Below are 23,674 nucleotides of genomic sequence, written 5' to 3' on the forward strand. Positions count from 1 at the left end.
CCTGTGCAGCCTGTACCCCGGGAAACCTGATGCCTGAAATCGCCGACCTTCGCGCCGCCTTCGTCGAAGGCATGAGCCGCGCGTCCACCTTCGTCGCCGTCGCCACCACCAACGGCGAGGGCGGGCGCGCGGGCGTCACCGTCTCGTCGCTGACCTCGGTCTCGGCAGATGGAGAGCAGCCGTCCCTTCTGGTCTGCATCAACCGGCAATCTCCGGCGGCGACGGCGATCCTGCTGAACCAGGCTTTTTGCGCCAACCTGTTGGCAGAAGACCAGCAAGAGATCGCGAACCTCTTCGCGGGCCGCAGCACGACAGAGCGCGGCGAACGGTTCGACCGGGTCAATTGGACCGCGGGCGACATCGGCCAGCCGCTGCTTGCAGGCGCCACCGCCAGTTTCGAATGCCGCCTCGCCACCGCGCTTCTGTGGGAAACGCACCACATCTTCGTGGGCCGGGTCAGTGCAGTCCGGCTTTCGGACAACGGCTCGGCCCTGCTTTACGGCCAGCGAGCCTACCGCAGGGCCATCCACCTGGACGTGAAGTAACCTCAGAGCTGCCGCATCCAGAACTGGAGCGGCTTTTCCGTCTCGGCGCTGTCGCCGAGGTCCTTCCAGCTGAACCGCGCCACCACGCCGGGCAGCGTCTGGTATCCACGTCCGCGCCAGAAGGCATCGTTGGTTCGCGTGGCGGCAGGTCTTGCCGGATGGTCGTCCGGCCGGATGACCGAGCAGAAGGCGACATGGGTGCGGCCAAGGGTACGGGCATGCGCTTCGCGCAGGTCGATGAAACGGTGGCCAAGACCGATCCCGCGATAGGGGCGGAGAAGGACGGATTCCGCCCCGTAAAGGATGCTTTCCGGTTGCAGGCCGATGTCACGGAAGGGAGCTGCAAACTCCGGCGCGTGGTCCTCCATCGGGGTCGAGGTCGAGGCACCGATCAGTTGGCCGTCGTGGAAGGCCCCGACCAGCAGCGCCCCCGGATTGTCGCGGTAGGTGGCGAGGTATTCGCGTTCGTATGCAAGCGAGCCGTCGTAAAGGTAGGGCCAGTCCCGGAACACGGTGATCCGGAGTTGGGCCACGCCGTCCAGGGCCGCCTCCAGGTCGGGGCCTTTCAGGACACGGACGTCGATTTCGTCGATGTTCATCGGCTGACCTGCGCGATCCAGTCGTTCAGATTGTAGAATGTGGTGATGCGGCTGATGAGGCCGTCCCTGATCTCGAAGAACCCCCCGGCGGGGATCACGTAGGTCTGGCCCTTCGCTTCGGGCAGGCCGGGGTCGGTCTTCAGATACTCCCCGTGGACCACGAATTCGGCCGCCCCGCGGGTGCCGTCGTCGGTGGCGAAGAGGGTGAGGTCGTGCAGCTGCTCCCGGTAGCTGACCCCCATGTGGCTGCAGAAGTCGCGGAACTTCGCCTTCCCGATCCGGTGCCCGCCCTCGTTCACCCGGTGCTCGACGTCCTCGGTCAGGCAGGCGAGCATCCCCTCGGGGTCGCCGGCATTGAAGGCGTCGTAGTAGCGGCGGAGGAGGGAGAGGGTGGTCTCGCGGGGCATCGGGGTCTCCATTTTCCGGGAGAGAGTAGCGGGCGCCGGGGGCGGGGGGAAGTCGCAGGCGGCGGGGTGGGGGCGGAAAGCGACCCCTCTGGGTGCCCACGCGTGGGCAGGTGGGGGCCGCAAAGGATTCCAATGGGTTGGGTGTGGGCGTTAGGAGGTTGTTAAGGGTAAACGGCTGACAAGTGCCAAAGGAATCGGGTAAAGGGAGCCGCCGATTCACGGTAACAATCCAGAACCGTAAGGCTCTATTACAGTATGATACGGTTGCGCGCGAAACAAAGAACTTGATCAACCAACCCTGCTCACTCATCTTATACAGTGCGACCAAGTGTTATGCTTCGCCGCGCTCACCTCTTTCCTACGGATGTGGCTTCCTTGTTCTCGCAGTGCAGTGTGTCCAACATGGAAGCCTCGATATGCTACTTTGGCCAACCTGGAGCGTGCAGTTGAAAAGTTCTTCCAGCTTCGGTACGGGCGCAATCGGCCTTTTAAAATTCTGCCTATTCTGCATTCTCTTTGCACTTTCACTCTTGCCGTCGTCTGTAGTGGCTTCGGTTGAGGTGTTAGGGAAGGTTATTGGGGTAAGCGATTTGAATAACGTTGAGCTCAATTTAGTAGTTCGTGTTGTTCAGAACGGTAGTTTCCTGGGGGATGTTGAAGTCGTATCCGGGAAAATGAATGGGAGCAATCAGCTTGTTTTTGAATCTCGTATCGATGTCGATAGGGATGCAAACTTCATTGCGATGATTGGTGGAAGCATGCAGAATGCGTCCGGAGATCTTGTAGGTTTCGTTCCGGTTCAGGTGGTTACCAAGGAAGATGTTAATGACGCCGAGAAAATTAGCTTCAATGTGTACGGAATTAAAGCCGAGAAGGACCGAGTGAAGGCAATCGAACAAAGTTTCCCTTTCCTTCGCTCCGAGTCGGTCGCTTGGGGTGATGCAAACGTTCTTGTTTTCCTTCTGGCAGTCGAGCTGCAAATTGAAAGTGGCTTTTACACTCGCTTTCCTGAGCGAAGTCTTCTTTACGAATTTGCCCTTAACAGAATGAAGATCGCTTCTCTAGGCGAAGATGAACGGAGTGACCTCTTGGAGTTTTGGATGCAATCCGATCTCTTTAGTAGGGGAGCGGCTCAAGTCCCATTGGACGAGATTGTCTTTAAGCTGAGACTACTGGAAATCTACTATCGCATAGGTGAGAATTTATCGCTCTCTGACAGCAACACTTTGCGTCAGGCGGCATTAGCAAAAGTCCTTCAGGTCTACAACGAGCGTCGCTTTGCGCTTGTTGAAGAGCTTCCCAAGACACTTGAGATAGTCAAGGACAGTGATCCAACTGTTTGTCTTGAGCTTTCTGACATGATGTTGCAGTCAATGATCTCAGCTGGTGATGGTTCAGTCATCGTGAACCTAAGCAGCCAAGTGAGGCAGGAAGCAGTGGCAGGTGTTCTAAAGAGCTTTGTTGACTGCGCGCAAGGGATCTACGGGAGGCAAGCCGGTGGGAGCAAAGATGATCTGGGAAGTGGGTTAATCTCCTTCCTTGAAAGGATAGAAAATTCTGCTAGAGTGATGGCTCGTTTCAGTGCCGTTTATCGTGAGCTCAGCGCTCGGAGATACTACACGGAGCCGCTTGATGCGGGCCAACTTCAAGTTGCGACCTACTTTAAAGAATTCGCGAAGCTTAGAGCGGAAGCAAGAAAGGCTAAATCTGGATGACAAGGCAGAGATTCAGTTCTTGGTTGGGCTTGTGCGTAGTCTTTGCGCATGTTGCATTAGCCCTTACCTTTATCTTCTTAATTGATCTACCAAGCGGGTCAAAGGTTCAGGAAATCAATGCACCACTCACTCTTGCATACGTATCTGCAGTCTTAGCTTGGCTCTTTCGTCAGGATGCTTCGGAAGACGCAAGGCCCATTAACCCGTTCTTGATGGCGGCGATTGTAATGATTGTTTTGCCATTCTTCGCCGCCCTATTCTATATACCAATTTCTTTTGTTCAGTCGGACGCCCCTGATTTAGAGTCTCTGAACTCTAATTTCTTGAAGGTTGAATTCTTCTTTGGTGCTCTTTTTGGAATGATTATGACGGAGTTGTTCGGCTATCAGCGCCCAAATCCCTGATCGAGGACTCTTGACGAAACAAGGTCGAGGCCCGTTGTTTGGTTGCCTCACCCCTGCAACGTCCGCACCCCATACCCCTCGCCCCGCGCCTTCATCGCGGCCACGGCCGCCACCGACGCCGCAGCCGTCGTGAAATACGGGATCTTGTCCATCAGCGCGACGCGGCGGATATCCCGACTGTCGCTCACCGCCTGCGTGCCCTCGGTCGTGTTCATCACCAGCGCGATGTCGTTGTTCTTCAGGCGGTCGACGATGTTTGGGCGGCCTTCGTAGACCTTGGCGACGGCCTCGGAGGGGACGTTCTGCTCGGCCAGCCACTTCGCCGTGCCCTTGGTGGCGACGATCACGAAGCCCATCGCCACAAGGTCGCGGGCGGCGGCGGCGAGTGCGGGGGTCTTGTCCATGTCCTTGACCGACAGGAAGACGCGGCCTTCGGTTGGAAGGATCGTGCCTGCCCCCATCTGGGCCTTGAGGAAGGCCAAGGCGAAGGTGCGGTCCCAGCCCATGACTTCGCCGGTCGAGCGCATTTCCGGCCCGAGGACCGGGTCGACGCCGGGGAAGCGGGCGAAGGGGAGGACGGCCTCCTTCACGCTGAACCACGGCGTGTTCGGGTCGGCGAGGGTCAGCGGGTCGGCGAGCGGCAGCGGGCTGTCGGGGCCGACGCCGGCGGGGTAGGGGGCGCGCATCGGGAAGTTCGACAGGGGCTCACCGGCCATCAGGCGGGCGGCGATGGAGGCGATGGCACTGTCGGTGGCCTTGGCGACGAAGGGCACGGTGCGGCTGGCGCGGGGGTTCACTTCCAGGACGTAGATCACGCCGTCCTTGATCGCGAACTGCACGTTCATCAGGCCGACGACGTTGAGGGCAAGGGCCATGACGACGGTCTGGCGTTTCAGTTCCTCGACCGTTTCGGCGGAGAGCTGGTGCGGCGGCAGGCAGCAGGCCGAGTCGCCGGAGTGGACGCCGGCCTCTTCGATATGTTCCATGATTCCAGCGACATGGACATCTTTACCGTCGCTTAACGCATCTACGTCAACCTCGACGGCACCGGAGAGGTAGCTATCGAGGAGGACGGGGGAGGAGCCGGAGACCTGGACGGCGGTGGTGATGTAACGTTCGAGCTGGGCGTCGTCGCGGATAATCTCCATCGCGCGGCCGCCAAGGACGAAGGAGGGGCGGATGACGAGGGGGTAGCCGACGGTTTCGGCCACCTTGAAGGCCTCGTCCCGGCTGCGGGCGGTGCCGTTGACGGGCTGCTTCAGGCCAAGTTTGTTGAGAAGGCCCTGGAAGCGTTCGCGGTCTTCGGCGAGGTCGATGGCGTCGGGCGTGGTGCCGAGGATCGGGATGCCTTCGTCGTGCAGCGCGTTGGCGAGTTTCAGCGGCGTCTGGCCGCCGAACTGGACGATGACGCCGTGAAGCGTGCCGTTCTGCCGTTCGACGCGCAGGATTTCGAGGACGTGTTCCAGGGTCAGCGGTTCGAAATAGAGGCGGTCGGAGGTGTCGTAGTCGGTGCTGACGGTCTCGGGGTTGCAGTTGACCATGATGGTCTCATAGCCCGCGGCGGTGAGCGCGTAGCAGGCGTGGACGCAGCAGTAGTCGAATTCGATGCCTTGCCCGATGCGGTTCGGGCCGCCGCCGAGGATGACGACTTTCTTGGCGTTCGAGGGACGGCTTTCGCATTCCACGTCGCCCATCGCGGGGTGTTCGTAGGTGGAATACATGTAGGGGGTCTGTGCCTCGAACTCGGCGGCGCAGGTGTCGATGCGCTTGAAGACGGCGGTGACGCCGAGGCGGGTTCTTGCGCGGCGGACTTGCGCTTCGTCGCGGCCGGTCAGCTTGGCGAGGCGGGCGTCGGTGAAGCCCATCATCTTCAGCGCGCGGAGGGCGTCGGGGTTGGTGGGCAGGCCGTCCTTGCGGATGGTGGCTTCGGTGTCGATGATCTCGCGGATGCGGGAGAGGAACCAGGGGTCGAAGGAGGTGATCTGGTTGATCTCGTCGTTGGTCAGCCCGTGCCGCATGGCTTGCGCGATGACGCGGAGGCGGTCGGGGGTGGCCTGGCCAAGGGCCTTGACGATGGAGGCTTTCTCCGGCGCGCCGGGGATGGCGATTTCGTCAAAGCCGGTGAGGCCGGTTTCAAGGCTGGCGAGGGCCTTTTGCAGGGATTCGTGGATGGTGCGGCCGATGGCCATCGCTTCGCCCACCGATTTCATCGCGGTGGTCAGGTTCGGCTCGGAGCCGGGGAATTTCTCGAAGGCGAAGCGGGGGATCTTGGTGACGACGTAGTCGATGGAGGGTTCGAAGGACGCGGGCGTGACCTTGGTGATGTCGTTGTCGAGCTCGTCCAGGGTGTAGCCGACGGCGAGTTTGGCGGCGATCTTGGCGATGGGGAAGCCGGTGGCTTTCGACGCCAAAGCGGAGGAGCGGGAGACGCGGGGGTTCATCTCGATCACGACCATGCGGCCGTCGGCGGGGTTGATGGCCCACTGGACGTTGGAGCCGCCGGTTTCGACCCCGATTTCGCGCAGGACGGCGATGCTGCCGTTGCGCATGATCTGGTATTCCTTGTCGGTCAGGGTCAGCGCCGGGGCCACCGTGATGCTGTCGCCGGTGTGGACGCCCATCGGATCGACGTTCTCGATGGCGCAGACGATGATGGCGTTGTCAGCCTTGTCGCGGACAACCTCCATCTCGAATTCCTTCCAGCCGAGGAGGGATTCATCGACCAGCACTTGCGCTACGGGCGAGGCTTCGAGCCCGGACTTCACGATGGCCTCGTAGTCGTCGCGGTTGTAGGCGACGCCGCCGCCGGTGCCGCCAAGCGTGAAGGCGGGGCGGATGATGGCGGGGAGGCCGACGTATTCGATGGCCTCGATGGCCTCGCGCACGCCGGCGGCGATGTCATACTTGCCGTCGGCCTTCTTCGGGGCGGCGATGATGGTGGCCTTGGGATTTTCCAGGCCGATGCGGTCCATCGCCTCGCGGAACAACTTGCGATCTTCTGCCATTTCGATGGCTTCGCGCTTGGCCCCGATCAGCTCGACGTTGTACTTTTCCAACACGCCCATGTCGGCCAGCGCCAGGGCGGTGTTCAGGCCGGTCTGCCCGCCCATCGTAGGCAGGATGGCGTCGGGGCGTTCCTTTTCGATGATCTTGGCGACGACTTCGGGGGTGATCGGCTCGATGTAGGTGGCGTCCGCCAACCCCGGGTCGGTCATGATCGTCGCGGGGTTGGAGTTCACCAGGATGACCCGGTAGCCTTCTTCACGCAGGGCCTTGCAGGCCTGGGCGCCGGAGTAGTCGAACTCGCAGGCCTGACCGATGACGATGGGGCCCGCGCCGATGATCATGATCGACTTGATATCGGTCCGCTTCGGCATGTCAGCCCCCACCTATTGCGCAAAATTGTGCGGGTTATAGACAGAAGCCGGACCGGCGCAAGGGGCAAACGGGCCGAGGATCGGCAAAGGAAAAGGCCGGGAGCGAACCCCCGGCCTTTCCGATTTTCAGGCGTTGCCAGGCTTCAGCCCCTCTCGCCCACGGCGGCTTCGGCAGCCGCGATCGCAGCCTTGCGGGCGGCGATGCGGTCCCCGGTCGGCGGGCCTTCGAAGCGGCGGTTCTCGCCCAGGACCCACACGATCAGCGCCAAGACGATGAAGCCCGCGACGACATAGAGCACACGCTCGTTCGGCGGGGCGACGGCGATGAAGAGGATGACCCCCATGCCGAGGACGGACAGCACCGTCACCAGCTTGTAAAGCCCGGCGGACATGGCCCAGGGACCTGGTTGCGGCCACTTCGGCCCGCCATAGGCCAGCATGCCGGCGATCAGCGGGATGGTGAAGGACAGGAACAGGAAGACGAGGGTCGAGTTCACCACGATCACGTAGATCGAGGTTTCGCCGACCTTGATGGACAGAGCCAGCACCACGTAGAGGATGCAGAGCACGGTCGAGGTCCAGATGGCATTCACCGGGGTCCGGTACTTCGGCGACACCGTTGCCAGCGCCTTCGAGAAGCCGGGAACACCGTCATCGCGCGAGAAGGCAAACAGCATCCGGCTGGCCGAGGTCACGGTGGCCAGGCCGCAAAGCAGCTGCGCGATGAAGATGAAGAAGTAGATCGTCATCTTCAGCCCGGCGGGCAGGATCGCGTCCATCGTGCCGAAGAACACGCCCCAGCCCTGTGCGGCCGCGGCGTCCATGTCCGGGATCGCCAGGATGATCGCGCAGATCATGATCCAGCCGATCAGCGACGACCAGAGCACGGCCGAAACGATACCGCGGGGCACCGCCTCGGCAGCGTTCTTCGTCTCTTCCGACGTATGCGCCGAGGCATCGTAGCCGGTGATGGTGTAGACCGGCAGCAGCAGGCACAGCAGGAAGAGATAGGCGATGTTGTCGGACTGCGGGAAGACCTCGCCGCCGGCAGCACCCGAATAGTTGGTGAAGGTCCAGAGCCGCGAGATGTCGATCGCGGGGGCGTAGAACAGGCAGGCCACCACGAGAACAGCGGTGGTCGCGAAGATGATGTAGCCCGAGATGTCGGTCAGGAAGGTGGTCACCTTGATGCCGACATGGTTGAAGACCGCCTGGATCACGGTGATCACGGCGACGAAGCCGACGATCTGCCAATCGGTCCCGGTGAAGCCGAACATCGAGCCGAAGGTGCCGGTGAAGAAATAGGCCGTCCCGATGTTGATCGCGCCGAGGACCGTGATCAGCCCAAGGAGGTTCAGCCAGGCCGTCAGCCAGCCCCAGAAGCGGTTTCCGAGGATGGAACCCCAGTGGTAAAGCCCACCCGCCGTCGGGAAGGCCGATGCGATCTGCGCCATCGCCAGGGCGAACATGCCCGACAGCGCCGAGCCGACGATCCAGCCGATGCCGCCGCCCGCGCCCCCGACCGAGGAGACGGCCTGAGCGAAGGAGTTGATGCCGCCCGAGAGGATGCAGATGATCGAGAAGGAGATGGCGAAGTTCGAAAACTTCGACATGGAGCGTGAGAGCTCCTGTGCGTAACCCATGCCATGCAGGACCTTCAGGTCCTCATGCTTGGCGTTTTCATTATAGTCGTCGGAAGCCATTGCGGTGTCCCTTCGTACCGGTGTTGGACGATTGTTGTTATTGGTTATCGTTGAGCCACATCATCTGGTGGCCGGCCGTGCCCGCAGGGAAGCGCTATTTTGATCATCTGGCAAGCTTGGAATGCGTCTAATGATCGGGCGATCAAGTTTTTCGCACCCGGAGGTCGCTTTCGGCTGTCCCTGCGGCGCGGATTCGTCTGGCGGGGCAGGCATGATCGGCCTATCTCGAAGAGCAAGGATAAAGGGGCCGGCGGGTGATCCTCATCGAACATGGACCAGGGGGCGAGCCGGCTTTCTTTGACCGCCCGCGCGAGGTGATCATCGCCGACCGGCCGGATGAGATCACCGCGGCGCTGGCGCGGGCAGAGGCGGCGCGGACCGCGGGCGGCTGGCTGGCCGGGTATGTGGCCTATGAGGCGGGCTATGCGCTGGAAGCGAAGCTTGCGCGCCAGATGCCGCGGAAGCGTCCCGGACCGCTTCTGGCACTGGGCGTCTTCGATGGTCCTGCGCCTGCCGCACCGGCGCTGGCCCGCGCGCTTGAGGAAGGCCGCGCGACCCGGATGACCTCACCCCGGCCCGCGATCGGTCGCCGTGCCTATGGCAATGCCGCGCGCAAGGTCTTTGACTACATCGCGGCGGGCGACTGCTACCAGGTGAACCTGACCTTCCCGATGACGGCACGCCTCGTCTCGGGGACGTCGCTGGGCCTTTACGGGGCTTTCAGGCGGACCGGAGCGGTGGGGCATGGCGCTTATGTCGACCTTGGCGTCGGCCCGGTCGTGGTCTCGCGGTCGCCGGAGCTGTTCTTCAAGGTTCAGGGCGGCAAGATCGTCACCCGTCCGATGAAGGGCACCCGCCCGCGTGGCAAGGACGTGGCCGAGGATGCGGCCATCGTGGCCGAACTGCTGGCGGCCGAAAAGGACCGGGCCGAAAACCTGATGATCGTGGACCTCTTGCGCAACGACATCTCGCGGCTGTCGAAGGTCGGCACGGTGAAGGTCCCAGCGCTTTTCGCCATCGAGACCTATGCGACGGTGCACCAGATGACTTCGACGGTGGAAGGGGTCCTGGAGGGCCCGCCGACCCTGCCGGGACTGATGGCGGCGCTGTTTCCCTGCGGCTCGGTGACCGGAGCGCCGAAGATCCGGGCGATGGAGATCATCCGCGAAGTGGAGCCTTGCGCCCGTGGCGTCTATTGCGGCGCGGTGGGGTGGATGGGCCCGGACGGAGAGGCGGATTTCTCGGTGGCGATCCGGACGCTGTCGGTGACCGGGGACCAGATCGTGATGAATGTGGGCGGCGGGCTGACGCACGGGTCGACCGCGGATGGCGAATGGGAGGAAGCGCTGTGGAAAGCGCGCTTCGTGAAGGCGGCAGAGAGCTGGGACTGAAGCTGATCGAGACGATGCTGTGGGACGGGGAGAGGTTTCCCCGCATCCTGCGCCATCTCGACCGGCTGAACGGATCGCGCGCGCGGCTGGGCTGGGCGCGTCCGGGCGTCGGCTTCGACCTGAAATGCCCCCTCACCCTTCCGGATCGTCCCGCGCGTGTGCGGTTGACCGTCGATGCGACCGGACAGGAGGACTGGCAGGTCTTTTCGATGCCCGCGACCGCTGCGGAATGGCGGGTGGGGTTGGCGGCCGAGCGGTTGCGCTCGAACGATCCCTGGCTGCGGGTGAAGTCGACGCGACGCGCGGTTTACGACCGGGCGCGGGCGGCTTTGCCGGAGGGGCTGGATGAGGTCATCTTCCTGAATGAACGCGGCGAGGTCTGCGACGGGTCGATCACTTCCGTCTTCTTCGACCGCGGGCAGGGGATGCGGACGCCGCCCTTGTCCTGCGGTTTGCTGCCGGGTGTCTTGCGGGCGGAACTGGATTGCCCGGAGGAGGTTCTGCACGGCGACGACCTGCCCCATGTCCGGCTCTGGGTCGGCAATGCATTGCGCGGGTTGATCCCTGCGGTTTTCATCTTTGGATAAATATCCCCGCCGGAGGCACTTGCGGTCGATGCCGGGTGCCTCCGGCGGGGATATTTGGGCAAAGATGAAAGGGCGCGGGGTTGACTTCGGGCAGGGGGCAAGGTGTATCGGCGCGAGGAAATTGAGGCCCTGGAAAGGGGAGTGATGATGCACGCCTATCGCAGCCACACCTGTGCCGCGCTGAACAAGGATCACGTCGGCGAGACGGTCCGCCTGTCGGGCTGGGTCCACCGGGTGCGTGACCACGGGGGCGTGCTCTTCATCGACCTGCGCGACCACTACGGGATCACGCAGCTTCTGTGCGACGGCGACAGCCCGGCCTTTGCCGCGCTGGAGAAGGTGCGGGCGGAATGGGTGGTCCGGGTCGACGGCCGGGTCAAGGCGCGCGATGCGTCCCTGGTCAACGCCAAGATCCCGACGGGCGAGATCGAGCTTTATGTCACCGAGGTCGAGGTGCTGGGCGCCTCCGAGGAGCTGCCGTTGCCGGTCTTCGGCGACACCGAATACCCCGAGGAGACGCGGCTGACCTACCGCTTCCTCGACCTGCGCCGCGACACGATGCACCAGAACATGATGCTGCGGTCGAACGTGGTGCGCTGGCTGCGGAATGCGATGTGGGACCAGGGGTTCACCGAGTTCCAGACGCCGATCATCACCGCCTCGTCGCCGGAAGGCGCGCGCGACTTCCTGGTGCCCTCGCGGCTGCATCCGGGCAAGTTCTACGCCCTGCCGCAGGCGCCGCAGCAGTTCAAGCAGCTGATCCAGGTTGCGGGCTTCGACCGCTATTTCCAGATTGCGCCCTGCTTCCGCGACGAAGACCCCCGCGCCGACCGCTCGCCCACCGACTTTTACCAGCTGGACGTCGAGATGTCCTTCGTCACCCAGGACGACGTGTTCGCCGCCGTCCAGCCGGTGTTGCAGGGGTTGTTCGAGACCTTCGGCAAGGGTCGCCGCGTCCACGCCGACTGGCCGCGCATCGCGTACCGGGACTCGTTGAAATGGTTCGGCTCGGACAAGCCCGACCTGCGCAACCCGATCCGGATGCAGGATGTGTCGCAGCATTTCGCAGGTTCCGGTTTCGCGATCTTCGCCAAGCTTCTGGAGCAGGAGGGCAACGAGGTCCGCGCCATTCCGGCACCCAAGGGGCCGTCGGGCGAGCCCGTGGGCCGCAAGTTCTGCGACCGGATGAACGCCTTCGCCCAGCAGCAGGGGCTGCCGGGCATGGGCTACATCTTCTGGCGCGAGGCCGAGGATGGCTCGGGCATGGAAGCCGCCGGTCCCCTGGCCAAGAACATCGGGCCGGAGCGGACCGAGGCGATCCGGGTGCAGCTCGGCCTGGAAAAAGGCGACGCGGCCTTCTTCCTGGGCGGCAAGCCCGAAACGTTCGAGCCCATCGCGGGCCGGGCGCGGAATGTAATCGGTGAAGAGCTGGGGCTGACCGACAAGGACAGCTTCCGCTTCGCCTGGATCGTCGATTTCCCGATGTACGAGAAGACCGACGAGGGGAAGATCGACTTTTCCCACAACCCCTTCTCGATGCCGCAGGGCGGGCTTGAGGCGCTGAACGGCGACCCGCTGGACGTCTATGCCTACCAGTATGACCTGGCCTGCAACGGCTATGAGGTCATCTCGGGCGGCATCCGGAACCACAAGCCGGAAATCATGTACAAGGCGTTCGAGCTGGCGGGCTACCCGAACAGCGAAGTCGACAAGCGCTTCGGCGGAATGGTCAAGGCGTTCAAGTACGGGGCACCTCCGCACGGTGGTTGCGCCGCGGGGATCGACCGGCTGGTCATGCTGCTGGCCGACACGCAGAACATCCGCGAGGTCATCATGTTCCCGATGAACCAGCGCGCCGAGGACCTGCTGATGGGGGCGCCATCTGAGCCCCTGAACGAACAGCTGCGCGAGTTGCGGTTGCGCGTTCTGCCCAAGGAAGCCTGATGTACCAGGCCTCGGTCCCCGTCTTCCGGCACTACCTCGCCCGTGTGGCGGAGATGGCCGAAAAGGCGGGACCCGAGGCTTTGGAGGCCCGTATCGCCGACGCTTTTCCGGCAGCCCAGCAGTTTGCCACGGCGGCGGGGTTCGCCTTGCGGATCACCTGCCCGCTGGCAGGCCGCGAGGTGCCGGACCTGCCGCAGGCCTTGGGCCCCCGGCTGGCTGTGGCGCGGGCAATGCTGGGCGCGATGACCCCGGCAGAGTTCGAGGGGGCCGAGGGCAGGGTCATCCGGCATCAGGCCGGGTTTTCGGTGCTGGAGCAGACTGGGGTGGAGTTTCTGCACCTTTACGGTCTGCCGAATTTCTTCTTCCACCTGACAATGGGCTATGCGGCATTGCGTGCGGCGGGCGTGCGGCTGGGCAAGGCCGATTTTGACGGGTTCCATTCCTATCCGGATGATTTCCGCTTTTAGTCAGTCGCTTGCGCTGGTCCTGTCTCGGGCCTAGCCTGTAACGGGGCTTGGGAGGCGCAGAATGTCGGACGCAAGACTGGGCGAGGTTGTCACCGGCTGGACGCCGCCGCGGCGACCTGATTTCGCGGCAATCGAAGGGCGTTTCGTGCGGCTGGAGCCGCTGGAGGCGGACCGCCATGCCTTCCCGTTGCAAGAGGCGTTTCAGGGACACGACGGACTGTGGGACTACATGCCCTACGGGCCCTTCGCGTCAGGCTCGGCCTATCACCGCTGGGCGCGGGAGCGGGAGGCCGGCGAAGACCCGCGATTTGTGGTGCTGCGGGATGTGGCGACGGGGTTGCCGGGCGGGATCGCCAGCTACTTGCGGATCGCGCCCGAGGTGGGGTCGATCGAGGTCGGGCACATCTGCATTTCCCCGTCCATGCAGCGCGGGGTGGCCTGGACCGAAGCCATGTTCCTGATGATGCAGTGGGCTTTCGAGGCCGGATACCGGCGCTATGAATGGAAGTGCAACGCCTTGAACATGGCCTCGCGCCGGGCGGCGCAGCGGCTGGGGTTCAGCTTCGAGGGCGTGTTCCGGCAGCACATGATCGTCAAGGGACGGAACCGGGATACGGCCTGGTTCTCGGTCATCGACAGCGAATGGCCTGCGTTGGCCGAGGCCTATGCGGCCTGGCTTGCGCCGGCGAACTTCGATGCGAAGGGGCGGCAGCGCGAGCGGCTGTCCGACCTGACGCGGCTGGTGCGGGCTGGAAGCGATCCGGCGCTGAGCGCGTCAGGCCAGTGAGCTGAGGGTGGCAAGCCGGTCCTCGATCATGCGGGCCAGTCTGGCGCGGTCGAAGGCGGTCTGGGCATCCTGGACCGCCGCCTCCAGCGCGGTATCGCCCGCTGCACGGGCAAGGCTGCGCAGGAACCCCTTGGCATAGGCCGGATCGCCCGAAGCGGTGATCAGGGTGGCGGCACGCATCAGGTCGTCGCGCAGGGCCAGGGGATCGCCCAGGGGGGCGGGCACATCTTCGCCCTTCTCGACCGGGCCAGCACCACTGGCAAGCTGGCGAATCAGTCGGACCAGCGCCGCGGCGGAGCCGAGGGGTTTTTCCAGAAATCCGGTCGCGCCGGCATCCAGTGCCGTTTCGCGCCCGTCTGGATCGCCGGAAAGACCCAGAACCGGCAGGCCTTCGGCGGCCAGTTCGGCGATCAGGTCTTCCCCCCGTCCGTCGGGCAGGCCGAGGTCGATGATCGCAAGGTCGGGTCGGCGAAAGGCAAGGTGAAGTCTAGCGATTTCAAGGCTTTCTGCGCGACGCAGCCGGGCGCCGGCACGGTGCAGGATCAGCCGAAGCGCGTCACAGGTAAAGCGGCTGTCGTCCACGATCAAAAGGGACAGGCCCTGCAGCGGCAGGCGGTCCGGCCCCTGCGGCGGGCTGAGTGGCAACATCGGATCGGGGGGAAACGGCATGGGCAACCTCGTCTGCGGTGGGCGGAGTTTGTCCAAAGCGTGTAAAACCCGGGTTAACGCCTGCGACCCATAGCCCGCTTGCAAGGTGCGAAGCCGGATCGCATAAGCGGGGCGACAAGCCTGGAGGACTCCATGATCGGTCGCCTGAACCACGTCGCCATCGCCGTGCCGGACCTGGAAGCCGCGGCAGCGCAGTACCGCGGCACTTTGGGTGCCAAGGTCGGCGCGCCGCAGCCAGAGCCGGATCACGGGGTGACGGTCGTCTTCATCGAACTGCCGAACACCAAGATCGAGCTCTTGTATCCGTTGGGCGAGAACTCTCCGATCCTGGGCTTTCTGGAAAAGAACCCCTCGGGCGGGATCCATCACATCTGCTATGAGGTCGACGACATCCTTGCGGCGCGCGATCACCTCAAGGCCTCGGGCGCGCGGGTGTTGGGAAACGGAGAGCCGAAGATCGGGGCGCATGGCAAGCCGGTGCTGTTCCTGCATCCCAAGGATTTCAACGGCTGTCTGGTGGAGCTTGAACAGGCATGACGATCACGGCGGCACTCGTCCTTTATTCGATCACCTGGTTCATGACGCTGTTCTGCGTCCTGCCGTACCGCACCGTCTCGCAGGACGAGGCGAACGAGATCGTGCCGGGGACACCCCCGGGCGCGCCGGCGGGCGAGGTGATGAAGCGGAAAGCCTGGATCACCACGCTGATCGCGACGCCGCTTTGGGTGGTGATTGCGGGGGTGATCCTGTCGGGCTGGATCACGATGGAAGACCTGGACTGGTTCGGGCGGATGACGCCCTGACGGTGGGTCCGGCACAAAATCCTTAAGCAAGGATTTTGGCAATTTTCTTGATCAAGAAATTTGGGTCGCGCTACCGGCCCGCCGAGGCGAGCTGGTGGTAGAGGTGGGTGAAGGTCGCCACCCCCAGGACCGGGACCACCAGGTTCAGGATCGGGACGGACAATGGCGCCGCCATCAGCGTTCCCGCGACCCAAAGCGTCCCGCGATTGCGGCGGAGCATGGCCTTCACCTCGGACGGCGGCAGGCGTCGCAGCGCCACGAGGCTGAAGTATTCCCGCCCCAGCAGAAAACCGTTCAGCGCCCAGAATGCCAGCGGAATGCCGGGGCCTAGGAACGGATAGACGAAAAGCGCCGCGATGTTCAGCGCGATCACCAAGCCCAGGAAATTGACCGACTGCCGCAACCCCTCGGCAAAGCTGAGCGGGGTGGCGGGCGGCAGCTGCGGATAGTGCCGATCCTCGACGGCGTCGGCCACGTCTTCCAGGAAGAGCCCGGTGAAGGCCGAAGCGACCGGGACCATGAGAAAGATCGAAAGACCGATCATGAACAGGACCGAGGTCCAGCCCAGCAGCGTATCCATTCCCGTCACCGGGCCGATGAGCGGCAGGTCGATCTGATCGGGCGAAAGCCACCAGACGAGTTGCAGAAACAACGCGTAAACCGCGAACAGGAGGGCCAATGCGAGCAGAACGCCAAGCATCACCACGCGCCGGAAGCGGCGGTCGCCAAGCTGGCCCAAGGCCTTAAAGAAGGCGGCGAATATCACGCGTCGACCCAGCTGACGATCCGCGCAAGGTCGGGGCGCGGGCGGTCGGGGCCGTCCTCGGGTGGTGTGCCGATATGCACGATGCCGGCTATGGTCTCGCCCTCGATGCAGCCGAAGGCACGGGCCATGAACTCCGGATCATGCGACGGCCAGCCGGTCAGCCAGTTCGCGCCCCAGCCCGCAGCTTCGGCAGCGTTGACGATTCCGAAACAAAGCGCCCCGGCAGACAGGAGTTGTTCGACCGGCGGGATCTTCGGTGAGGGCTTGGGCGCGGCGATCACCACGACAGCAAGCTTGCCCAGATCAAACTGCCCGCGGCCCTTCGCGATCTTCTCGGCGTCACCGTCAAGTTCGCGCGCGCGCGCCTCGGCCAGATCGGCCAGCCTTTGGAACGCCGCGCCCTGGAGGACGACAAGCCGCCAGGGTTCCAGCTTGCCGTGGTCGGGCACGCGGGTTGCAGCGGTCAGGATGTCCTCCAGCTGCGGACGGGTCGGAACGGGAAAGCTGAACAGCTTGGCAGGACGGGACCGGCGGGACTTCAGGAAAGCCAGGGCGGCGTCGTTCGGGGCGGGCATGGCGGTCCTTCGCGCTGGAGTACGCCCCAAGGATAGGTGTTTCGCCGTCAACCCGCCAGAGCAGGCGAAGCCCTAGCCCTCGACGGCGGAAATCGCGGCGGCGGCGCGGTTCTTCACGCTGGCCTTGCGGGTCGCGACGCCGACGAAATCGCCGCGCAGGACCTTCAGCGCATACCGCTCGCGATCGATCTCGGCCGCGGTGCGAAAGCCCATGCTGCGCAGGATCGGCACCGGAGGGCACCAGCCTTGCAGGGCATGCTGCAAAAGAAAGCCCGCGACCAGTGCCGGAAGCACCAGCCAGCGGCGGTCTGTGGTGGCCCCCAAGGCGACGCCGGCAAATGCAAGGGTTGCGGCATTGGCCTCGATCGCGCGCTCGATATCCCATTCGCGGTCGAGTTCCGTCAGCCGCTCGTCGATCCGGTCGGGATGCGCCGCATATTCTGCGATCCGCTCCTCATAGGCCTTTCGCAGCTGTTCGTTGACCTTGGGTTCGGTCTGGTCGGGGACACGGTCGGTGGTTGCAGGCAGCATGGGTCCTCGCAAAAAGCTGGGGTTTGGTCCCCAACCCTGCTGGCCCGGGCTTTGTTCCCGCCGCTAAAGGCCCAGTGCCACAGCCGCCTCGTCGATCCAGCCGCGGACGAAGGCGTCAAAGCGGGCGTCCGGCTGGCGCCTGGCCAGCGTCGCGGCCAGGGGATCGGGCGCGCTGACCGGCGCGGCGGACAGCTCCTCCAGCACGGCATGGCCGCAGAAGGGAACGTAGACCTCGGAATAGCCGCCTTCGTGGACAAGGGTCAGGCGCCCGTCGCACAGCCGGTCGGCAGCCTCCATCACCATGCGGGTGAGAATGCGGAAGGTTTCGGCGGTGCAAAGCATCCGCCCCAGCGGATCGACCGCGGCGGCATCGAAACCGCAGGCCACAATGATCGCGTCGGGCTGGAAACGCTCCAGCGCCGGAAGCACCACCCGTTCCATCGCGTAGAGATACCTCTGGTGTCCCGTGCCCGGGGGAAGCGGCAGGTTGAGGTTCGCGCCAAGGGCGTTCGGGCCGCCCATCGCCTCGACCCCGCCGGTATCAAGCGGATAGTTCCGCTCTTGATGCAGGCTGATCGCCAGCACATCGGGGTCATCCCAGAAGATCGCCTCGGTGCCGTTGCCGTGGTGGACGTCCCAGTCGAGCACCGCAACACGGCGGGCCAGCCCATCGGCCTGCGCCGACCGGATCGCCACGGCGATGTTGTTCAACAGGCAGAAGCCGTTGGGGAAATCGGCGGTGCAATGGTGCCCCGGCGGGCGGGAAAGCGCGTAGGCGTTGCGCGCCTCGCCGGTCAGCACGGCCCGCACGGCGGCCTTCGCCAGACCGGCCGAAAGCGCCGCAATCTCGTAGCCGCCCGCACCGAAGGGGGTCCGCAGGCCAAGCTCGCCGCCGCCCGCATCGGAGGTGGCCTTGAAGGCAGAGAGGTAGCTTTCCGGGTGGACGCGCAGCAGGTCCTCCTGCGTGGCGGGGTCCGCGCTGCGCATCGACAGGTGCCGGGTCAGGCCGGTGACCTCGATCAGGTTGCGCAGGCGACGCTTGGTCTCGGGGTTCTCGGGCAGGCCGCCGGGCATGGGCTGGACCAGACCGGCGACGGGAAGCGTGAAGGCATAGTTGCCGCCACCATGCCAGAAGCAGCGTTCGTCCGAGAAGAAGGCGGTCGTCATGAGGGAACTCCGGATTTTTCGGAAGACTATGGGCGGCCGGGACGTTTGGCCAGACGGTGCGACCGGGATCCAAATTCCTTGATCAAGAAATTTGGCGCTTGCCCGGACCGCTGCGCCGGGCTTTGACCCCGACATGACCGATCTGTCTCATCTTGCCCGGCCGGGCGCGACCATAGCGGTCCGCGTGACCCCGAACTCTCGCCGACCGGGGGTCGAACTGGTCGAGAGCCAGATCCGCATCGCGGTGACCGAGACGCCCGAGGCCGGCAAGGCGACCGAGGCCGCACGCGCGGCGCTGGCCAGGGCGATGGGGGTGGCAAAGACGCGGCTGATCCTGGTCCGCGGTGCAACGGCGCGGGACAAGCTGTTCCGGCTGGACGCGGCCTAGACGGCCTTCCGCTCCAGCCGGTAGCTGCCCTCGGGCAGGTTCAGCGCGGCGGCTAGGTCGCGGACCTGGGTCAAGGACAGGGTGAGGCGCATCACCTCGTCGGTCTGGGGATCGACCTGCTCGACCGTCACGCAATCTTCGAAGGCGTTGATGATGACGTCTTCCAGCAGGGGCAGGTCCTCGCCCTCGTCGACCAGGGTGATGACTGTGGCGTCGAATTCGTGCTCGATGGTAAACATGGCGCCAAGGCTAGCCCCAAGGTCCGGTTGCCGCAACCCGGCATGACGCTTGCGTGAGAGCCCCTTTCCCCTGCCCACCGATTTGTTACGTTGCCGGGAATCCCGCCCGAGGTCCCCATGCGTCTTCCCCTGATTGCTGCCCTGACGCTGACCCTTGGCGGTTGCGTGGCGACCTATCCGGCCCCCCCGGCCCTGCCACCGGCGACCGGCACTGCGGTCCAGCCTGCCCGCGCTGCGGCGGAAAACTTCATTTCGGTGGTCCAGCGGGTCGAGCCGGTGGCGGAAAGCTACTGTCGCAGTCAGGGCGTGGCGCAGAACTGCGACTTCCGCATCGTGGTCGACGACCGGCCCGGCCAGCCGCCGAACGCCTTCCAGACCCTTGACCGGCAGGGCCGCCCGGTGATCGGCTTCACGCTGGCGCTGATCGCCGACGCGCGCAACCCTGATGAGCTGGCCTTCGTCCTGGGCCACGAAGCCGCCCACCACATCGCGGGCCATATCCCCAAGCGGAACGACCAGGCGCTGTCCGGCGCGCTTCTGGCGGGCGTTCTGGCGCAGGCCAGCGGGCTGTCTCCCGACGAAATCCGCGCCGCACAGAACATGGGCGCGGAAGTGGCCGCCCGAAGCTACTCCAGAGAGTTCGAGCTGGAGGCCGACGCGCTGGGCGCCGAAATCGCCCTGGCCGCGGGTTATGATCCCAACCGGGGCACCGGCTTTTTCGACCGGCTTCCCGATCCTGGCGACAGGTTTCTTGGCAGCCATCCCCCCAACGCCGAACGCAAGGCCCTGGTCGCCGCAACAGTCCGGCGGCTGGGCGGTTCTTGATCTGGGTCAAGGCAGGTTCGGTCCCGTCCGGTCAGCATGATCTGACAGGGACGAGGAGGTTTTGCGATGATCGGGTATCCCGAGGCACCGAAGGCATGGTGGCTTACCCGCGGAATGGCGCGGATTTCCGGGGTGAACCTGCCGCGCGCCGTGGTCGAGGGCTGGCTTCAGCGCGACGAGCTTGAGCATCTCATCTCCCGCTGCGCGGCCTGCGGCCGGGGCGAGGAATGCGAACGCTGGCTCGTCCAGTCGGGACCGGCGCAGACGATGCCGGACTTCTGCCCCAACAAGGCCGGGATCGAAGCGCTGGGCTGACGTCCGCTGCGCGAAATTTCACTCCCCCGCCCGTCTTCAGGGCGCGCAGGGCGGGAGTGAACCGGCGGCGGGCCAATCCCCTCTGGTCCGTCGCCACCCCGTCGCCTAGGCTTGTGCGATGATCGTTCTGGAAGACATCCTGCGCGACCGTGGCTCGCGGTATGCCGCTGCGGCGGGGCCGGTGCACTCCAGGCGCGAGATCGATGCCTTCCTTGCCACGCTGCGCCAGCGTCGCAAGTTCGACAAGGCGACGCATCATTCCTGGGCCGCCTTGCTGAGCGACGGTGGACCGCTGAAGAACGATGATGGCGAAACCGGTGCGGGCGCGGTGATCCTGAAGATGCTGGAACGCGAGGCTGTCCCCGACCGCATCGTCGTCGTGACGCGATGGTACGGCGGCGTGCATCTGGGCGGCGACCGCTTCGCCCATATCGTGACCTGCACCCGGGCGGCGCTGGCTGCTCTCCGCGGCCAGCCCTAGGACGAATTCACATACTTGCATAAAATTCATGCGCCGTCGGCGCGTGGAATGGTATTCTCTCGCCACGGGCCGTTAGAGCCCGGAGACAGAGGGAACGAACATGAACATTTCACGCAGTTTCATTGTAATGGGTTCCGCCTACCTGCTGGTGGGCATTGTGCTGGGGTCCTACATGGGCGGCAGCGGCGACCACTCGCTGGCGCCGGTTCACGCCCACATCAACCTTCTGGGCTTCACGCTGATGACGGTCTTCGGCATCGGCTACCGGATGATCCCGGGTCTGGCCGAGGGCACCTTGCCCAAGGTGCATTTCTGGCTGCACCAGATCGGTGCCCTGGGTCTTCTGGTCGGGCTTTTCCTGATGATGTCCGGCCGCGTCGACGGGGCCACTATCGGCCCGGTCTTCCCGCTTCTGGAGGTCGCGATCCTGGTTGGCGCCTTGCTCTGGCTGATCGGCGTCGTGCGCCGCGCCTGAACCGCTGGTCCCGGACGCTTGGCGCAAGCGGCGTCCGGGGCTAACCTTTCCGCAAAACCGGGGAGGGGACAGATGCGAAACGCGATCGCTGCCGAGGCACGGCGGCTGACCAATACCGTGATCTGGTCCTGGGACGGCTTCCGCGCCGCCTGGGCCACGGAAAAGACGCTGCGACAATGGACGTTGGCCAACGTCCTGTCGGCTGGGCTGGCCTTCACGCTGGACCTTGGCCCGGGCGAACGTGCGCTGATCCTGGCGCTGGGGCTTCTGATCCTTGCGGCCGAACTGATCAATACCGCGCTTGAAGAGGTGGTGGACATGGTCTCACCCGGCCATGACCCCAGGGCGAAGAAAGCCAAGGACTGCGGGTCCGCCTGCGTGGCGCTGGCCGCTCTGGCGGCGGGGGTGGCCTGGGCGGTGGTGCTGCTGGGCTGAGGGAACGATTCCTCTGCTGGGCGGTTGAGAAGCCACACCCATTGCGGAGGATTCCATGACCGACACCTATTCCAGCCCGACCCCGGGCCAGCGCAGCGGCTCGACGATGGTCTCCAGCGCCGATGTCAACGGCACCGCGGTCTACAGCCCCACCGGCGACCATCTGGGCCAGATCGACCACCTGATGATCGACAAGGTTTCCGGCCAGATCGCCTATGCGGTCATGAGCTTCGGTGGCTTTCTCGGGGTCGGCGCGAACGAGCATCCGGTGCCGTGGAAGAAGCTGACCTATGACACGGACCTTGGCGGCTTTGTCACCGACATCACGCAGGACCAGCTGACCGACGCGCCCGCCTGGGGCGACAACTGGTACGAAGACCGCGACTATCAGCGGCGCAACTACGACTACTACGGGGTGTCGCCTTACTGGATTTGAGGCTGATACCACGCCTGACCCCGGTCGAACCGGCTGGGGTCAGTGGCAGAACGGCAAAGGCGGGGGAAGCGCGGTCTGTAAGCTGAGTGGCTTTTGACCGATCCCTCTCGCGGGCCTGCGGACACGGTCAGATCACTATTGACCGCTCAGACCAGACGCCCCCAAAGATCATACTCTCCCGCCTCGTCCACCATGACCTTGACGATGTCGCCGGGGGTCAACGCCTCAAAGCCTTCGTCGATGAAGAGGTTGCCGTCGATCTCGGGTGCGTCGGCCTTGGTGCGGCAGGTGGCACCATCGGTGTCGACTTCGTCCACGATCACGTCCAGGACTTTTCCAACCTTTGCAGCCAGTTTCGCCTCGGAAATCGCCTGAGCTTTTTCCATAAAGCGATCAAAGCGGTCCTGCTTCACTTCTGCAGCCACATGATCCGGCAGGTCGTTCGACCGGGCTCCGGCGACGTTTTCGTACTGGAAGCAACCGACGCGATCCAGTTGCGCCTCGTCCAGCCAGTCCAGCAGCGTCTGAAACTCGGCCTCGGTCTCGCCAGGGTAGCCCACGATGAAGGTGGAGCGCAGGGTCAGATCGGGCGCAATGGCGCGCCAAGCGGCGATTTCGTCCAGGGTGCGGGCGGCGGCAGCGGGGCGGGCCATGCGCTTCAGGACTTCGGGGTGGGCGTGCTGGAACGGGATGTCGAGGTAGGGCAGGACCAGCCCTTCCGCCATCAGCGGGATCAGGTCGCGGACGTGGGGGTAGGGGTAGACATAGTGCAGACGCACCCAGGCACCGAGCTTGCCCATCTCGCGCGCAAGGTCGGTGATGTGGGCGCGGACCTCGCCGCCTTTCCAGGGGCTGAGGTCATGTTTGCGGTCAACCCCGTAGGCGCTGGTGTCCTGGGAGATCACCAGCAGTTCCTTCACCCCGGCTTCGACCAGCTTTTCCGCCTCGCGCAGCACCGCATGGGCGGGGCGCGAAACCAGACGGCCCCGCATGTCGGGGATGATGCAGAACTTGCACTTGTGGTTACAGCCCTCAGAGATCTTCAGATAGCTGTAGTGCCGGGGGGTCAGGCTGACACCGGTCGCGGGCAGCAGGTCGATGAACGGATCGGGCGAGGGGGGCACGGCCCCGTGGACGGCATCAAGCACCGCCTCGTACTGATGCGGGCCGGTCACGGCCAGGACCTTCGGATGCGCACCGGTGATGTATTCGGGTTCGGCCCCAAGGCAGCCCGTCACGATCACCCGGCCGTTTTCCTGCAAGGCCTCGCCGATCGCCTCCAGGCTTTCGGCCTTGGCGCTGTCAAGGAAACCGCAGGTATTCACGATCACCGCATCGGCACCCTTGTAATCGGGGCTGATCGCGTAACCCTCGGCCCGCAGCCGCGTCAGGATGCGCTCGCTGTCGACCAGCGCCTTCGGGCAGCCAAGGCTGACCATGCCGATGGTCGGTTGGCGCGATCCATCGGATCGGGCGCGGCGGGTGTCGGGCACCAGAGCGCGGGCAAGGTCGGGGCGGAGGAGGGGCGGGTTTTCGGACATGCGCGCCCTATACTCCGCGCGCATCCATCTGGAAAGCCCAAGGCCGCACCGCCCCTCTCGGCCATTTGATGCCAGTCTGGTCCCCCTGACTTGGCAATTCGT

At 64.5% G+C, this 23,674-nt stretch carries 28 protein-coding genes; 17 read left to right on the top strand and 11 right to left on the bottom strand.

Going from position 1 to position 23,674, the window contains the following annotated elements; translation table 11 throughout:
- Positions 1 to 29: 29 nt before the first annotated feature.
- The gene (locus Q0C42_RS05130; protein ID WP_295072962.1) at positions 30 to 545 is read left to right on the top strand and encodes a flavin reductase family protein; all 516 of its coding nucleotides are present in this window, start codon (positions 30 to 32) and stop codon (positions 543 to 545) included.
- A gap of 2 nt (positions 546 to 547) precedes the next feature.
- Here the strand turns inward: Q0C42_RS05130 and Q0C42_RS05135 are convergent, their stop codons facing one another.
- Both Q0C42_RS05135 and Q0C42_RS05140 read right to left on the bottom strand, forming a co-directional pair.
- Positions 548 to 1,144 carry a GNAT family N-acetyltransferase gene (locus Q0C42_RS05135; RefSeq protein ID WP_295072965.1) on the bottom strand — a complete coding sequence of 199 codons (597 nt, stop codon included), beginning with the start codon at positions 1,142 to 1,144 and terminating at the stop codon, positions 548 to 550.
- Positions 1,141 to 1,551 (bottom strand): ketosteroid isomerase-related protein, encoded by a 411-nt coding sequence (locus Q0C42_RS05140; protein ID WP_295072968.1) that lies wholly within the window; start codon positions 1,549 to 1,551, stop codon positions 1,141 to 1,143. The genes Q0C42_RS05135 and Q0C42_RS05140 overlap by 4 nt, the downstream gene beginning before the upstream one ends.
- A gap of 446 nt (positions 1,552 to 1,997) precedes the next feature.
- Here Q0C42_RS05140 and Q0C42_RS05145 point away from each other — a divergent pair, with 446 nt between their 5' ends.
- The gene (locus tag Q0C42_RS05145) at positions 1,998 to 3,266 is read left to right on the top strand and encodes a hypothetical protein (protein WP_295072971.1); all 1,269 of its coding nucleotides are present in this window, start codon (positions 1,998 to 2,000) and stop codon (positions 3,264 to 3,266) included.
- 29 nt (positions 3,267 to 3,295) lie between these two features.
- A complete protein-coding gene (locus Q0C42_RS05150) occupies positions 3,296 to 3,670 on the top strand; it encodes a hypothetical protein (RefSeq protein WP_295072974.1) in 375 nt (124 codons plus the stop codon).
- A 47-nt stretch (positions 3,671 to 3,717) separates the two neighbouring features.
- Here Q0C42_RS05150 and carB read toward each other — a convergent pair whose 3' ends face one another.
- Both carB and Q0C42_RS05160 read right to left on the bottom strand, forming a co-directional pair.
- Complete coding sequence (gene carB, locus Q0C42_RS05155) at positions 3,718 to 7,047, bottom strand: carbamoyl-phosphate synthase large subunit (RefSeq protein ID WP_295072977.1); 3,330 nt, start codon at positions 7,045 to 7,047, stop codon at positions 3,718 to 3,720.
- A 143-nt stretch (positions 7,048 to 7,190) separates the two neighbouring features.
- Positions 7,191 to 8,750, bottom strand: coding sequence for an amino acid permease (locus Q0C42_RS05160; protein WP_295072979.1), 1,560 nt, complete (start codon positions 8,748 to 8,750; stop codon positions 7,191 to 7,193).
- 254 nt (positions 8,751 to 9,004) lie between these two features.
- Between Q0C42_RS05160 and Q0C42_RS05165 the strand changes: the two genes are divergently transcribed.
- The 5 genes from Q0C42_RS05165 to Q0C42_RS05185 all read left to right on the top strand — a co-directional run bounded on the left by Q0C42_RS05165 (position 9,005) and on the right by Q0C42_RS05185 (position 13,926).
- Complete coding sequence (locus Q0C42_RS05165) at positions 9,005 to 10,141, top strand: aminodeoxychorismate synthase component I (protein WP_295072981.1); 1,137 nt, start codon at positions 9,005 to 9,007, stop codon at positions 10,139 to 10,141.
- Positions 10,142 to 10,155: 14 nt separating this feature from the next.
- Positions 10,156 to 10,728: an aminotransferase class IV family protein gene (locus Q0C42_RS05170; protein ID WP_295074317.1), complete on the top strand. Its 573-nt coding sequence runs from the start codon at positions 10,156 to 10,158 to the stop codon at positions 10,726 to 10,728.
- A gap of 147 nt (positions 10,729 to 10,875) precedes the next feature.
- Positions 10,876 to 12,672: an aspartate--tRNA ligase gene (aspS, locus tag Q0C42_RS05175; RefSeq protein WP_295072985.1), complete on the top strand. Its 1,797-nt coding sequence runs from the start codon at positions 10,876 to 10,878 to the stop codon at positions 12,670 to 12,672.
- The gene (locus Q0C42_RS05180) at positions 12,672 to 13,139 is read left to right on the top strand and encodes a DUF1993 family protein (RefSeq protein ID WP_295072988.1); all 468 of its coding nucleotides are present in this window, start codon (positions 12,672 to 12,674) and stop codon (positions 13,137 to 13,139) included. The genes aspS and Q0C42_RS05180 overlap by 1 nt, the downstream gene beginning before the upstream one ends.
- 61 nt (positions 13,140 to 13,200) lie before the next feature.
- The gene (locus Q0C42_RS05185) at positions 13,201 to 13,926 is read left to right on the top strand and encodes a GNAT family protein (RefSeq protein ID WP_295072991.1); all 726 of its coding nucleotides are present in this window, start codon (positions 13,201 to 13,203) and stop codon (positions 13,924 to 13,926) included.
- Here the strand turns inward: Q0C42_RS05185 and Q0C42_RS05190 are convergent.
- Positions 13,915 to 14,595, bottom strand: coding sequence for a response regulator (locus tag Q0C42_RS05190; RefSeq protein WP_295072994.1), 681 nt, complete (start codon positions 14,593 to 14,595; stop codon positions 13,915 to 13,917). The two genes, Q0C42_RS05185 and Q0C42_RS05190, sit on opposite strands and share 12 nt — an antisense overlap.
- Positions 14,596 to 14,727: 132 nt before the next feature.
- Here Q0C42_RS05190 and mce point away from each other — a divergent pair, with 132 nt between their 5' ends.
- Both mce and Q0C42_RS05200 read left to right on the top strand, forming a co-directional pair.
- Positions 14,728 to 15,132 (top strand): methylmalonyl-CoA epimerase, encoded by a 405-nt coding sequence (gene mce, locus Q0C42_RS05195; RefSeq protein WP_295072997.1) that lies wholly within the window; start codon positions 14,728 to 14,730, stop codon positions 15,130 to 15,132.
- Positions 15,129 to 15,398: a DUF1467 family protein gene (locus Q0C42_RS05200; RefSeq protein ID WP_295073000.1), complete on the top strand. Its 270-nt coding sequence runs from the start codon at positions 15,129 to 15,131 to the stop codon at positions 15,396 to 15,398. The genes mce and Q0C42_RS05200 overlap by 4 nt, the downstream gene beginning before the upstream one ends.
- Before the next feature lie 70 nt (positions 15,399 to 15,468).
- Here the strand turns inward: Q0C42_RS05200 and Q0C42_RS05205 are convergent, their stop codons facing one another.
- The 4 genes from Q0C42_RS05205 to Q0C42_RS05220 form a co-directional block, all read right to left on the bottom strand.
- Complete coding sequence (locus Q0C42_RS05205) at positions 15,469 to 16,161, bottom strand: EI24 domain-containing protein (protein ID WP_295074318.1); 693 nt, start codon at positions 16,159 to 16,161, stop codon at positions 15,469 to 15,471.
- Positions 16,161 to 16,739, bottom strand: coding sequence for a nitroreductase (locus Q0C42_RS05210; RefSeq protein WP_295073003.1), 579 nt, complete (start codon positions 16,737 to 16,739; stop codon positions 16,161 to 16,163). The genes Q0C42_RS05205 and Q0C42_RS05210 overlap by 1 nt, the downstream gene beginning before the upstream one ends.
- A 72-nt stretch (positions 16,740 to 16,811) precedes the next feature.
- Positions 16,812 to 17,270 (bottom strand): YgaP-like transmembrane domain, encoded by a 459-nt coding sequence (locus Q0C42_RS05215; protein WP_295073005.1) that lies wholly within the window; start codon positions 17,268 to 17,270, stop codon positions 16,812 to 16,814.
- A gap of 63 nt (positions 17,271 to 17,333) precedes the next feature.
- Positions 17,334 to 18,437 carry a class II histone deacetylase gene (locus Q0C42_RS05220; protein ID WP_295073008.1) on the bottom strand — a complete coding sequence of 368 codons (1,104 nt, stop codon included), beginning with the start codon at positions 18,435 to 18,437 and terminating at the stop codon, positions 17,334 to 17,336.
- A gap of 133 nt (positions 18,438 to 18,570) precedes the next feature.
- Here Q0C42_RS05220 and Q0C42_RS05225 point away from each other — a divergent pair, with 133 nt between their 5' ends.
- Positions 18,571 to 18,825, top strand: a complete 255-nt coding sequence (locus Q0C42_RS05225) for a DUF167 domain-containing protein (protein ID WP_295073011.1) — start codon at positions 18,571 to 18,573, stop codon at positions 18,823 to 18,825.
- Here Q0C42_RS05225 and Q0C42_RS05230 read toward each other — a convergent pair.
- On the bottom strand, positions 18,822 to 19,064 hold the full coding sequence (locus Q0C42_RS05230; protein WP_295073014.1) for a hypothetical protein: 243 nt from the start codon (positions 19,062 to 19,064) through the stop codon (positions 18,822 to 18,824). The two genes, Q0C42_RS05225 and Q0C42_RS05230, sit on opposite strands and share 4 nt — an antisense overlap.
- Positions 19,065 to 19,181: 117 nt before the next feature.
- Between Q0C42_RS05230 and Q0C42_RS05235 the strand changes: the two genes are divergently transcribed.
- The 6 genes from Q0C42_RS05235 to Q0C42_RS05260 all read left to right on the top strand — a co-directional run bounded on the left by Q0C42_RS05235 (position 19,182) and on the right by Q0C42_RS05260 (position 22,031).
- The gene (locus Q0C42_RS05235; RefSeq protein WP_295073016.1) at positions 19,182 to 19,889 is read left to right on the top strand and encodes a M48 family metallopeptidase; all 708 of its coding nucleotides are present in this window, start codon (positions 19,182 to 19,184) and stop codon (positions 19,887 to 19,889) included.
- 66 nt (positions 19,890 to 19,955) lie between these two features.
- Positions 19,956 to 20,204, top strand: coding sequence for a DUF6455 family protein (locus Q0C42_RS05240; protein ID WP_295073019.1), 249 nt, complete (start codon positions 19,956 to 19,958; stop codon positions 20,202 to 20,204).
- Between the two features lie 118 nt (positions 20,205 to 20,322).
- The gene (locus Q0C42_RS05245; RefSeq protein WP_295073022.1) at positions 20,323 to 20,685 is read left to right on the top strand and encodes a YigZ family protein; all 363 of its coding nucleotides are present in this window, start codon (positions 20,323 to 20,325) and stop codon (positions 20,683 to 20,685) included.
- Between the two features lie 127 nt (positions 20,686 to 20,812).
- Positions 20,813 to 21,160 (top strand): hypothetical protein, encoded by a 348-nt coding sequence (locus Q0C42_RS05250; RefSeq protein WP_295073025.1) that lies wholly within the window; start codon positions 20,813 to 20,815, stop codon positions 21,158 to 21,160.
- A 72-nt stretch (positions 21,161 to 21,232) separates the two neighbouring features.
- Positions 21,233 to 21,595 (top strand): diacylglycerol kinase, encoded by a 363-nt coding sequence (locus Q0C42_RS05255; protein WP_295073028.1) that lies wholly within the window; start codon positions 21,233 to 21,235, stop codon positions 21,593 to 21,595.
- Between the two features lie 55 nt (positions 21,596 to 21,650).
- Positions 21,651 to 22,031: a PRC-barrel domain-containing protein gene (locus Q0C42_RS05260; protein WP_295073031.1), complete on the top strand. Its 381-nt coding sequence runs from the start codon at positions 21,651 to 21,653 to the stop codon at positions 22,029 to 22,031.
- Between the two features lie 146 nt (positions 22,032 to 22,177).
- Here the strand turns inward: Q0C42_RS05260 and rimO are convergent, their stop codons facing one another.
- Positions 22,178 to 23,572: a 30S ribosomal protein S12 methylthiotransferase RimO gene (gene rimO, locus Q0C42_RS05265; protein ID WP_295073033.1), complete on the bottom strand. Its 1,395-nt coding sequence runs from the start codon at positions 23,570 to 23,572 to the stop codon at positions 22,178 to 22,180.
- Positions 23,573 to 23,674: the final 102 nt, after the last annotated feature.

Origin of the sequence: Tabrizicola sp. (assembly GCF_022842145.1) — a bacterium.
In the GTDB taxonomy this organism is placed as follows: Bacteria; Pseudomonadota; Alphaproteobacteria; order Rhodobacterales; family Rhodobacteraceae; genus Tabrizicola.